At 38.4% G+C, this 12,883-nt stretch carries 11 protein-coding genes; 1 reads left to right on the top strand and 10 read right to left on the bottom strand.

Features of this window, described 5'->3' with window-relative positions:
• Positions 1-24 precede the first annotated feature (24 nt).
• The 9 genes from NYR60_RS01615 to NYR60_RS01575 all read right to left on the bottom strand — a co-directional run bounded on the left by NYR60_RS01615 (position 25) and on the right by NYR60_RS01575 (position 10,586).
• Positions 25-552, bottom strand: coding sequence for a recombinase RecA (locus NYR60_RS01615; protein WP_279467950.1), 528 nt, complete (start codon positions 550-552; stop codon positions 25-27).
• A gap of 47 nt (positions 553-599) precedes the next feature.
• Entirely contained in the window at positions 600-953 is a 354-nt protein-coding gene (gene rplT, locus NYR60_RS01610) for a 50S ribosomal protein L20 (protein ID WP_005596075.1), read from the bottom strand.
• A 67-nt stretch (positions 954-1,020) separates the two neighbouring features.
• A complete protein-coding gene (gene rpmI, locus NYR60_RS01605; RefSeq protein WP_005596065.1) occupies positions 1,021-1,218 on the bottom strand; it encodes a 50S ribosomal protein L35 in 198 nt (65 codons plus the stop codon).
• Positions 1,219-1,466: 248 nt separating this feature from the next.
• Positions 1,467-2,009, bottom strand: a complete 543-nt coding sequence (gene infC, locus NYR60_RS01600) for a translation initiation factor IF-3 (protein ID WP_279467949.1) — start codon at positions 2,007-2,009, stop codon at positions 1,467-1,469.
• Between the two features lie 188 nt (positions 2,010-2,197).
• On the bottom strand, positions 2,198-5,161 hold the full coding sequence (locus NYR60_RS01595; protein ID WP_279467393.1) for a TonB-dependent receptor domain-containing protein: 2,964 nt from the start codon (positions 5,159-5,161) through the stop codon (positions 2,198-2,200).
• Positions 5,162-5,364: 203 nt separating this feature from the next.
• Positions 5,365-7,296: a threonine--tRNA ligase gene (gene thrS, locus NYR60_RS01590; RefSeq protein WP_279467391.1), complete on the bottom strand. Its 1,932-nt coding sequence runs from the start codon at positions 7,294-7,296 to the stop codon at positions 5,365-5,367.
• A gap of 235 nt (positions 7,297-7,531) precedes the next feature.
• The gene (glyA, locus tag NYR60_RS01585) at positions 7,532-8,797 is read right to left on the bottom strand and encodes a serine hydroxymethyltransferase (RefSeq protein WP_279467388.1); all 1,266 of its coding nucleotides are present in this window, start codon (positions 8,795-8,797) and stop codon (positions 7,532-7,534) included.
• A 121-nt stretch (positions 8,798-8,918) separates the two neighbouring features.
• Positions 8,919-9,806: an NAD(+) kinase gene (locus NYR60_RS01580; protein ID WP_279446105.1), complete on the bottom strand. Its 888-nt coding sequence runs from the start codon at positions 9,804-9,806 to the stop codon at positions 8,919-8,921.
• Positions 9,807-10,043: 237 nt separating this feature from the next.
• Positions 10,044-10,586: a carboxymuconolactone decarboxylase family protein gene (locus tag NYR60_RS01575; protein ID WP_279467386.1), complete on the bottom strand. Its 543-nt coding sequence runs from the start codon at positions 10,584-10,586 to the stop codon at positions 10,044-10,046.
• 151 nt (positions 10,587-10,737) lie between these two features.
• On the opposite strand from NYR60_RS01575, the gene NYR60_RS01570 reads away from it, so the two are divergent.
• A complete protein-coding gene (locus NYR60_RS01570) occupies positions 10,738-11,328 on the top strand; it encodes a Maf family protein (protein WP_279467384.1) in 591 nt (196 codons plus the stop codon).
• Between the two features lie 57 nt (positions 11,329-11,385).
• On the opposite strand, the gene NYR60_RS01565 is transcribed toward NYR60_RS01570, so the two are convergent.
• Positions 11,386-12,687 (bottom strand): NCS2 family permease, encoded by a 1,302-nt coding sequence (locus NYR60_RS01565; protein ID WP_279467383.1) that lies wholly within the window; start codon positions 12,685-12,687, stop codon positions 11,386-11,388.
• Positions 12,688-12,883: the final 196 nt, after the last annotated feature.

Genomic DNA, 12,883 nt, shown 5'->3' with positions numbered 1-12,883 from the left:
AAAAATAAGCACAAATTAGACCTCTTATTCGTATTTTTTATCCCTATTTTTACGCATTTTTTCTAAAATTCTATGCATAAAATAAGGCATTTTATTAATCGGTCTGACAATAACTTCGTCTACTAACGGCTGCTGCTCTAACGCCAAATACATACTCAATACCGTATAAACATCAACATAATGTTGATTCTTAAAGAAATTCATTAAACGATACTTTTCAATTTGCAAATGTAATCGAGTTGCAATTTGCTGATACTTTTCGACCGCTTGTAAGCTGAGATTCACATTACTGATCACAATGAATACGGGAAGTTTCGGATGACTTTTTGCAAATTCCCAAGCTAATGCTAATTTCTGTTCAGCTAACATTTTTGCGGACTGAAATCTTTCTTTTGTCCAAATATATTCGCCGTTTTCATATAAAAATTGATCGTTTTCAATATGAAAAACTTTACCGCTCGGGAAATGCTGCTTAAATTCCACTATTTTTTGCTTAGCAAATGTTGATTTTCCCGAACCGGAATGTCCTCGAATAATGATTAATTTTCGCATCATATAAAAAAGGACGCCAAAGGCGTCCTAATCTCTATTCTTTAGAATTAAAGAGCAGATTTTGCTTTTTCAACTAAAGCTGCGAATGCAACTTTGTCGAATACAGCAATGTCAGCTAAAATCTTACGGTCGATTTCAACAGAAGCTTTTTTCAAACCATTGATGAATTTGCTGTAAGATAAACCGTTTTGACGTGCTGCAGCGTTGATACGAGCAATCCATAATTGACGGAATTGACGTTTACGTTGACGACGGTCACGGTAAGCATATTGACCTGCTTTAATTACAGCTTGGAACGCAACGCGATAAACACGTGAACGTGCACCATAATAACCTTTAGCAGCCTTAAGAACTTTCTTATGGCGTGCTCTTGCAATAACACCACGTTTTACACGAGCCATTATTAAATCTCCTAATGTATATAATTAACTAAAATTCACTAAAGTACGTTTTAACTTGACTCAACGCTTATGCGTATGGTAAGCACGCTACTACTAATACTTGGTCTGCTTTCGCTACCATTGATTTGTGGCGTAAGTGACGTTTACGTTTAGTGGTTTTCTTAGTCAAAATATGACGTAAGTGAGATTGTTTACGTTTGAAACCGCCTGAAGCTGTTTTCTTGAAACGCTTAGCAGCACCACGTACTGTTTTAATTTTAGGCATTGTTTTATAAACTCCGCATTGTTTTACATAATACACAATAATCAGGCGAAAAATATGATTATCGCTAATCGCATTTTTACTTGGAAAGCACTAATTATCTCGAAAGAGCGTTACCGCTCATAAGCTTTTCAGCTTAAAAAAGCGAATCAGGCTGCGAAATGTGCCTGTAGATCGCTTTTGTTTCTCTTTTTACAAAAAGAGAAAGCGGACGAATTCTATAGGATCCACCCGTTTTATGCAAGAATAAATTATTTTTTCTTCGGTGCAATAACCATTACCGCTTGGCGACCTTCAAGCTTACCTGGTGCAGATTCAACTACTGCCACTTCAGCCGTATCTGTTTTAACACGATCTAAAACATCTAAACCGATATCTTGGTGAGCCATTTCACGACCACGGAAACGTACGGTAATTTTAACTTTATCGCCGTCTTCTAAGAAACGTAAAATGCTACGTAACTTAATTTGATAATCGCCATCGTCTGTACCTGGACGGAATTTAATTTCCTTAATTTGTACGACTTTCTGCTTTTTCTTTTGCTCTTTCGCAGCTTTTTCTTTTTCGTAGATGAACTTACCGTAGTTCATAATACGACAAACCGGCGGTTCTGCATTAGGGCTGATTTCAACTAAATCTAATTCAGCTTCTTCCGCTCTCGCCAAAGCATCTTGAATTGATACGATACCAACTTGTTCGCCATTTTCATCAGTTAGGCGAACTTCCTTCACGCCACGAATTTCATCATTAAGACGATGTGCGCGATTTGACTGAACACGTTTTACAGGTTTAATAGTACTATTCCTTCTTGTAAGTTTTACTATAAAATCGACCGCTTAAGCAGAAGATTAAAATCTCTCAAGTCCTTCAATTGAAATTAATTAAAGGACAAACGTCCGGATTCTAAAAGATATTGCCAAGTTATGCAATAGCGAACGAAAAAATAATCAATATTAAGCATAATAATCACAGAAATTATCCGTTAGAAAGTTAGCTCTGTCGTAAAACGAAAATTTCGACCTGGTGCATAAAATCTTCTAAAACCGGCACCGGTATTATGATCAATTCTATTAATCGTACCTAATGGGCGAATCGAACGTGCCGAATCCCAAGTAATATACCGCTGATTTAGCATATTATAGACACCAAATGTGATCGTGAGATTTTTCAAAGGCTTACTATAAGCAATCATATCTAATACCGTGTAATGTTTATTACGCCAAGGAATATAACTGTCTTTTACACGCTCACCTTTAACCAGAACATCGGAATCTTTACTCTGATTTTCCCAATACATATTGTAGGTATCTGTCGCTTTCTTAGCTGCAACATCCGTAAGAAAAAAGTCAACGCCGTATTTATCATCTAATCCGGCATAGCCAAACGAATATACCGATGTTGTCGGCTGAATAACATTCATTGGGCGATGGCCGTTTATACGACCTTTTTGATGCGTCAATTTATATCCTAAATGAAAACCTTGTAATGCTTGATAAAAATCGCCTAATGAAAAACGGGAATTAATTTCAAAACCTTGGACACGGGCATAATCTAAATTCTGATTTTGGTAAAATGGGTATTTTATTGCACTGCCGACATCAACGAATTTTTCACCCATAAAGACTAAATCAATAAAATCTTTATAATCTGTTCGGAATAAATTAAATGTTAAAAAACTTTGATCTTTATACCACGTCACAGCAACTTCTTTCGTTTTCGCAACTTCTTTATTTAAACGTGTATTCGGACTAATCGAAAAACTCGGATGCTTGAAGGTCATATAAATTTCATCTGACGTCGGTGCTCTAAATCCATTTGAATATTTAAATTGTAAACGTAACCAATCTGTCGGATCTAAATTTACCCCTAAGCTATAAGAATGATGTTTATAAGACTTATTCTGTAAAAGATGAGATAAATTTTGTTGTAAATTCTGGGACATACATTCCGTGTTATAACCACAATCAGCATTAGGACCATAAGCATTTCCCGGCAATGGTACAAAAATACCGGCAATCATACCTTTTGGTACTGGGATTTTATCGTCATACTCCGGTTTCTGTTTTTCTCTGTCATAACGATAATTCAGATCAAATCCGAGCCAATCCGTTACCTTAATATTATCACCCAAATAAAAGGCCTGATTTTTAGTCTTTACCGGTAGTAAATAGCTATAACGACCGTTTATTTTGTTACGGTATTCTCCCGTACAATTACCGGTAGTCGCCCACTGATCCGGACGAGGCGTATAAGTGACCGGATAATCGTTATTTGATTCGCCACAAAAGAAATCATTCGCCCACCATTGTATATTGCCGCCGATATAACCGTCTTTATTCAACATATTTTTCTTGGCTTGGCTATAAATTCCGCCATATTTAACACTATGTTCAAAGCCCCATAAAGAAAATGCTTTGTCAAAATCTAAATTAATTTGCCGTGTATCCGTATTTAAATCTCTATCGTTATAATCATTGCGACTATATCCTGCAGAATGCGGTAAAACAAAAAAGAGTTCTTCCTCTGTTGCCAACCAACCGTATTTCATTCCAGTTTGAGGAACCACAGAACCATATTTTTTACCATTAATCGTATCAATTTTGAGCGTTCTATCGACGAAAGTATATTTCTCCTCATATTCTTTATCTTTTTTCAAAAATACACGGTAAGGTTTCGAGCAATCTCGCTTACTGCAATCAATATAAATATTATTAACTCTATATTCTTTATAATCGTCAAGCGAACTGAGTTCATCTCCCGACGCATCATAATACACACTCTCGGTCGACCAACCTTTAGCTTCGCCTTTCCCACTAATTGCTTGTCCATTACCGTCAACAATCATATTAACACCATCTTTATTCTCAAAATGGAGCTGTTTAGGGTTCGCTATTTGCTTACATTTTGCAGAAAAACAATATTCATCCGTGCGAGCATTATTCGTAATTTTTTGTGATGAAAATGAGATTTTGGCATAATCCCATAACGATGTCGGTACAAAGTTTTCATAAGTAAACTGAATATTTTTTCGGTTGGATTTATCATTCGTTAAACGTTCGCCATAACGTTCGTCTTTGGAATATTGTGTAGGTCTTAATGTATAAGATAGATCTTGTCCTTTTGAAGCTAGCTTAGAGGAATCATAAACTACACCAATACGATGATTTTCATTCGGTTGATAGGCTAATTTGACCAGCGTACTTTCACGCTTAATATGATAAGGATCGGTTTTCTCTCTCGTTTTCCCTACAAGCTGACTATCTTCATTTTTATAAGTAAAATTCTCCGTTTCGTGTCCATTACGCTTAGTGTGAACAACCAAAGCATCAATCCCCTTATATCTGCCTGCCGCCGTCATCGAGTACATATCTTGATTATTCATACTTTGATAGCCTTTTTTCAAGCTCAAATAATAATCTTTATCAATTAAATAATCTCTTGCATCTTTGGTTTCAAATAATACCGAGCCGCCTAATGCACCGCTCCCCGATTTTATTGAATCCGCTCCTTTGGTGATAGTTGCCATTTTCGTATTTTCTATTTCGATACCGTTTCTCGTATTATTAAAATTGCCGTATCCTTCAAATAATTCTTTAAATCCTTGCGAAGATAACGTTTCTGCCTGACGTAAACCGTCAATCATTATCCCCACTCGATTTTCATCCACACCACGAATCGCAAAACCGCTATTTCCGAAACGCCCATTTTCGACGACGGTGACACCTGTTTCATAACGAACTAAATCTTTACTGTCCGCCACCTGTTGCTTTTTAAGACGTTTTTCCGAGATCTTAGTTTCCCCGACTTTTTTCTCTCGAATATTCGTTTCTGATACCCCAATAACTTCTATCGTATCTAATTGTTCCGGTGCAGAAGCATAAGATCCCGTGTGAAATAAGAGCGTTATTGAGCCGAATAATAAGATTTGTTGATTTATTTGTTTCATATTTGAATCTCCTTTTTAATAAGAATGATTCTTAATTATAATAATTTTATTTAAAAATACAAAACTTAAATTTACAATAAATAACAAAATAATACACTAAAAGAAAATACTGCATATACAAAGATAGTTTGAATAGGGTTTTATCTTTGTAACAGACACAAAAAAAGCGGTCAAATTTGACCGCCCTTTTACAAATAATGAAATTACTCTTCGCCTAATAATTTAAGTTCACGAGCTTTCACTTGGTTTTTAAGGATTTCAACAAATTCTTCAATAGTGAATGTGCCTAAATCCGCACCTTTACGGGTACGCACCGATACTTTGCCCGCTTCGATTTCTTTATCGCCGCACACAAGCATATAAGGTACTCTACGTAAGGTGTGTTCACGTACTTTAAAACCGACTTTTTCGTTACGTAAGTCTGATTTCGCACGGATACCCGCATCAGATAACGCTTTCGTTACTTTCTGTACATAGTCCGCTTGGCTATCGGTAATGTTCATGACCACCGCTTGAGTCGGTGCTAGCCACGTTGGGAAGAAGCCTGCATACTCTTCGGTGATGATACCGATAAAGCGTTCGATAGAACCTAAAATCGCACGGTGAATCATAACCGGTGTACGGCGACCGTTATCTTCCGCCACATAAGACGCATCTAAGCGACCCGGTAATGCGAAGTCTAATTGGATCGTACCGCATTGCCACTCACGATCTAAACAGTCACGTAATGCAAACTCAATTTTCGGACCGTAGAATGCACCTTCACCTTCTTGGATTTCATAGCTTAAACCGTTTGCGACTAACGCTTTCGCTAGGCCATCTTCCGCACGATCCCACATCGCATCATCACCGATACGGTTTTCAGGACGGGTTGAAAGTTTAACTTGAATGTTGCTAAAACCGAATGTGCTGTAAATGTCGTAAACCATACGGATACAGCTGGTTACTTCGCTTTCAATTTGATCTTCGGTACAGAAAATATGTGCATCGTCTTGAGTAAAACCACGTACACGCATTAAGCCGTGCAATGAACCAGACGGCTCATTACGGTGACATGAACCAAATTCCGCCATACGGATCGGTAAGTCACGGTATGATTTTAAACCTTGATTGAAGATTTGAACGTGACCCGGGCAGTTCATCGGTTTAATTGCATATTCACGATTTTCAGATTGCGTAGTGAACATTAAATCCGCATAATTTTGCCAGTGGCCAGTACGCTCCCAAAGCACTCTGTCCATCATAAACGGACCTTTCACTTCTTGGTAATCGTACTCTTTTAATTTGGTACGTACGAAAGTTTCCAGCTCACGGAAAATCGTCCAACCGTCATTGTGCCAGAACACCATACCCGGTGCTTCTTCTTGCATATGGTATAAATCTAACGCTTTACCGATACGGCGGTGGTCACGTTTTGCAGCTTCTTCTAAACGGGTTAAGTATTCCGCTAATTGTTTTTTATCTGCCCAAGCTGTGCCGTAAATACGTTGCAACATTTTGTTTTTACTGTCGCCACGCCAATATGCACCTGCAACTTTTTGTAATTTGAAGTGGTGGCAGAAACGCATATTTGGTACGTGTGGACCACGGCACATATCAATATATTCTTCGTGGTGATATAACGCTGGCGTTGCAGTGCGTTCGATATTTTCATCTAAAATCGCCATTTTGTACGGTTCGCCACGTTTTTCAAACGTATCACGCGCTTCTTGCCAGCTCACACGTTTTTTCACCACGTCATAGTTGGTTTTAGCCAGCTCAAGCATACGCTTTTCAATCGCATCTAAATCTTCTTGTGTGAGCGAGCGATCTAAATCCACATCATAATAGAAACCGTTGTCGATGGTTGGGCCAATCGCCATTTTTACATCCGGGAATAATTGCTTGATCGCATGGCCTAATAAGTGTGCACATGAGTGACGAATGATCTCTAAACCGTCTTCATCTTTTGCGGTAATAATTTCAAGTGAGCTATCTTCAGAAATGATGTCACACGCGTCACGGCGTTCGCCGTTTACACGACCGGCAATCGTGGCTTTCGCTAAGCCTGCACCGATTGATTGTGCAACTTCCATTACAGAAACGGGATTATCGAATTGGCGTTGTGAGCCGTCTGGTAAAGTGATAATAGGCATTTTTATATCCTTGTTACAGTGGTCACCCATACGAGAGGTGACTTGTTAGTTAAAAAATAAAAACCGCTGACAAGCGGCCTGATTTGAATCTTTTTGATAATTTGTTTTACATCACCCTAACCATGGGTGGGTAGTAAAACGGTTAGATTCTATCACAAAATGCAAATAAGCGGTCAGATTCCTACAAAATTTTGCAAAAATCTAACCGCTTGATCTTTAAATGATTATGATATTCTTATTTTGGATATACCGGTAAACGTTGGCAAATTGATAATACTTTTGTTTTCGTTTCCGCAATCACTTGTTCATGATTATCTTTGCCGATGCTGTCTAAAACGTCACACATCCAACCAGCAAGTTCACGCACATCATTTTCATTAAAACCACGACGAGTCACTGAAGGCGTACCGACACGAATCCCTGAAGTAACAAACGGCTTTTGTGGATCATTTGGCACCGAGTTTTTATTCACTGTGATATTTGCCTGACCCAATGCTGCATCCGCTGCTTTACCGGTTAAACCTTGTTTAACAAAGCTCACCAGGAAAAGATGGTTTTCCGTACCATTTGAAATTACTTCATAACCGCGTTGTTTGAATACTTCCACCATCGCTTTTGCATTTTTCACAACATTTTGCTGATAGATTTTATATTCCGGTTCAAGAGCTTCTTTAAAACAAACCGCTTTCGCCGCAATAATATGTACTAATGGACCGCCTTGTCCTGCTGGGAATACCGCTGATTGCAGTTTTTTATAAATGTCTTCATCTCCACAAGCAGAAAGAATTAATCCGCCACGAGGACCGCCTAAGGTTTTATGTGTGGTAGTTGTCACAACGTGAGCATGTGGAAGTGGATTCGGATAAACGCCAGCAGCAATTAAACCTGCTACGTGGGCCATATCTACAAATAAATAAGCCCCCACTTCATCGGCGATCTCACGCATTTTAGCCCAATCGATTACTTGAGAATAAGCCGAAAAACCTGCAACGATCATTTTCGGTTTACATTCTAATGCTTTTTGACGGACATCTTCATAATCAATTAAACCTTCATCTGTAATCCCGTATTGTACCGCATTATAAATTTTACCGGAGAAACTTACTGATGCGCCATGTGTTAAGTGTCCGCCATGTGCAAGGCTCATACCTAAAATCGTATCGTGTGGCTGTAATAATGCCATATATACCGCTGCATTAGCTTGTGAGCCAGAGTGAGGCTGTACGTTTACATAATCCGCACCGAATAATTGTTTTGCACGATCAATCGCTAATTGCTCAACAATGTCTGCATATTCACAACCACCGTAATAACGCTTACCCGGATAGCCTTCTGCATATTTATTAGTAAATTGTGAGCCTTGTGCTTCCATTACTCTCGGACTCGCATAGTTTTCAGATGCAATCAATTCAATATGCTCTTCCTGACGACGATTTTCGCCTTCAATCGCCGCCCATAACTCAGCGTCATAACTTTTGATATTCATATTTGTGCTAAACATTGGTGCTTTCCTCTCTTTAGTTTAGTTAGAAATGCGATACTTTTGCCTACGCAAACGTTTGCTTTAAAAATTTAGTCGCATTTTACACACTTATTACCTATTCGGATAGTCTTTTTTTAGACTAAAATAATTTGCTCGACCAACCTAATTTTGAACCTAATACCGTAAAATAGTTGTAATCACTTAAATGTAATAAATGTAAAGTATCCGGACTTTTCGTCACAATAATACGATCTTCTGGTGTAAACGGCAGATCATATTGTCCATCACAACTCACCTCTAAGCTTGGTTGGTTATATTGGGCAAAGCGTAATGAAATCTGGCTATCGCCATCAATCACTAACGGGCGGGAAGAAAGCGTATGAGGGTGCATTGGAACAAGTGCAATTGCATTCATATTCGGCGTTAAAATCGGTCCGCCAGCAGACAGTGAGTAGGCGGTTGAGCCGGTCGGTGTACTAATAATTAATCCGTCCGAACGTTGTGAGAATGCGAATTTTCCGTCAATGTAAACTTCAAATTCAATAATACGAGCCACTTGAGTGGGGTGAACAACCACTTCATTGAGGGCATTATTCGAAGCAATAATCTTACCGTTTCGTTCAATACGAGCCTCTAACAAGAAACGTTCTTCAATCACAAATTCACCTCGCTCAATACAATTATAAAGCTGTTCAAAAGTAGAATGAGGAGCAATATCTGTCAAAAAGCCAAGATTTCCCCGATTAATACCTATTAACGGCACTTTATATTTTGCCAATTGACGTGCCATACCAAGCATATTGCCGTCACCACCAATCACAATAACCAAATTAGCTTGCTTGCCAATCTCATCTAAACTCTTTCCGTCAGGTAAACTAAGTTGATGGGCAATGTTTTTTTCGACTAACACCTCATAACGACGATCCTTTAGCCAATTATATACCGCCAAATGCGTTTCTAATGCAATATCATGGCGAGGCTTACCGACAATCGCAATACATTTAAAAAATCGTTTTTCTGATTTCATACGCTTTACTCATAAAATAAGAACGATAGGATTCTATCCTTTTTTAAGGTTTGAAGATATGCAAAAATAGCGTTAATCATCAAGTAAATGCCTATGATTACACATAAAGACACTCAACATTATCACTCACCCCAAAAATAGCTTGCTTCAAGGCAATATAAAGAATAAAAAAAGCGGTCTGCTTTTGAATTTTTATACAAAAACAAACCGCTTTTCTAAAATAAGAAAATGAATATATTAAGCAAAATCTTGTAATTCAGGGTTGATTGGTGTTTCGGCGATATTGTTCACATAGTTACATAATGTTGCTAAGCTCACACCTAAAATCACATCAATCGCATTTTGTTGGTTATAGCCGGCATCAAAAAACGCATTTAATTGTGCTTCCGTTAATTTTGCTTTCTGTAGCATTACCGCAAGCGTAAAACGTGCCAAGGTATCTAATTTAGGATCTGAAATACGTGCGGTTGCACGAATTTGATCAACAATTTCTTTTGGTGCGTTTAATGCTTTTAAAGAAATTTTAGTATGACCGGCAACACAGAATCCGCACCCATTCACCACCGCTGCTGTGATTTGTACAACTTCACGCTCAAGAGGTGTTAAGCTATTACGACCATTAATACCGCCTACCGTACGATAAGTTTCTAGTGCCGTCGGTGCATTGGCTAATACGCCGATTAAGTTTGGAATAAAACCGTTAGCTTGTTTTACCGCTTTTAATGCTTCTTGTGCCGCTTCCGGTGCAGTTTCAATCGTATGAATTTGAAATTTTGACATATATAAGTTCCTTATAGAGAGTAGTCTATTTTTGAGGATAATAATGGTTAACTCCTATTAAATGCAAAGATTTTTTAACATTTTATGCATATAAATACCTATTTTATATAATAAAATGTTATGTAAGAAATTTAGAAAAGGACAGACGCTAATGAAAAATAAACAGATTTATCTTGTTTCCAATAGCCCACGTCGCTGGGAATTGTTACAAAATTTAGGCTTGGATTTGCTGCGGTTATCGAGTGAAATTGATGAATCGCCGCAAATTGGAGAAAAAGCAGATGAATACTGCTTACGGATTGCGAAACAGAAGAACCAAGCTGCACAAGCGGTTAGAATTGCGAGAAATCTTGCAGAATACCCAATTCTGACGGCGGATACGACGGTTTCAATTGACGGCAAAATTCTCGGTAAACCGAAAGATGAACAAGATGCTTTTGCAATGCTAAAAATGTTATCGGGCAAAACACACCAAGTATTTACCGCTGTTTGCATTAGTTATCAAGGCAAGCAAGTGGAATGTCTGCATACTAGTGAAGTGAGTTTTAGAAGATTAAGTGATGCTGAAATTTATGCTTATATTGCAACCGGTGAGCCGATGGATAAAGCTGGTGCTTATGGTATTCAACAATTTGGAGGAGTGTTTGTTGAGCGATTATCAGGCAGTTTTACTGGAGTGATGGGATTACCAGTATTTGAAACCGCAGAATTATTAAAGCAATTTGATTTGCAAATTTTTTAAAAGAATTAGACCGCTTGTTTGCCTTGTTACAGGCTTACAAGCGATCTTTTTTGTGGATTAAATTGCTAATTCAAATGCGTAGAAAGCCACTAACGCAATCGCAATGATTACCGTACCTACGTTGAGTTTTTTAAATTCGCCCGAAATAATACGACCGATCACTAACGCCGCAAATCCAAGCATAATACCGGTGACGATATTAGCAGTTAATACGATAAATACCGCACACACCAAGCCTGACATTGCACCGACAAAATCATCGAAGTCTAGTTTTGATACATTACTTAACATTAATAAGCCGACATACATTAATGCCGGAGCGGTTGCATAACCCGGTACTAAGAACGCAAGTGGTTGGAAAAATAACATTAATAAGAAACCGATACCGACAACGACTGCGGTTAAACCGGTTTTACCACCTACCGCCGTACCTGCTGCTGATTCAATATAAACCGCTGCCGGTGCTGTACCGAATAATCCGGAGAAAACCGAACCAAGTGAGTCTGAAGTTAAGGCTTTATCGCCGTTAATAATTTGACCGTCTTTATCTAATAAATTTGCCTGACCAGCTACTGCACGAATTGTACCGGTTGCATCAAAAATTGCCGTCATTACTAACGCAAATACCACGGGTAAAATTGCAGTATTTAACGCCCCCATTACATCAAGATTTAAGAATTGGGAATTTTCACCAAAGCTCGGCATTTTGAAGAAGCCTGCATATTTTACGTTTGGATCGAACACTAAACCGATGATTGTGATCGCAATGATTACCCATAAAATGCTGCCTTTAACTTTTAAACGCTCTAAACCGATAATTGCGGCTAAGCCAAGTAAAGCCATAATGACTGGGAATGAGGTGAAATCACCCATTTTTACCGGTAAACCCGCTTGATTACCAACCACTAAGCCCACGCCGTTTGCTGCGATTAATAGTAAAAATAAGCCGATACCGATACCTGCACCGTGTGCAATGCTTGCCGGCAAGTTACGTAAAATCCACGCTCGGATCCCAGTTACCGAAATAAGAGTAAATAATATCCCCATTAAGAAAATTGCACCGAGTGCCACCGGAATCGAGATACCTTGACCAAGCACTAAACTGAATGCGGTAAATGCGGTTAAAGAAATTGCACAGCCTATCGCCATCGGTGCATTTGCCCATAGACCGATTAAAATTGAACCTAAACCCGACACTAAACAGGTCGCGATAAATACTGATTCAGCCGGAAAACCTGCCTGGCTTAACATACCCGGCACAACAATAACCGAATACACCATCGCTAAGAATGTGGTTAAACCCGCAATAATTTCTTGGCGAGCATTAGTGCCACGTTCTTCAAACTTAAACAAAGACATAAAATGAAAACCTCAAATAACGAAATAAAAATTTTAAGGGGCGAATTTTACCGAACTCAGGTCTAATAAGCAAACGTTTGCATAAATCCAAATAAATAAGCAGTATGATTTTCTTAAAAATTTACAAATCTCTTTAAAAAAACGGACTTCACAAAAATTCTGTGAAGCCCGTGTATGCTGTGGTTGCAAGTTGCAA

It is taken from the genome of Actinobacillus genomosp. 2 (genome assembly GCF_029773605.1).
Taxonomy (GTDB): Bacteria; Pseudomonadota; Gammaproteobacteria; order Enterobacterales; family Pasteurellaceae; genus Actinobacillus.
The sequence above is the reverse complement of the archived record's forward strand: the minus strand, read 5'-3'. Positions and strand labels throughout refer to the sequence as shown.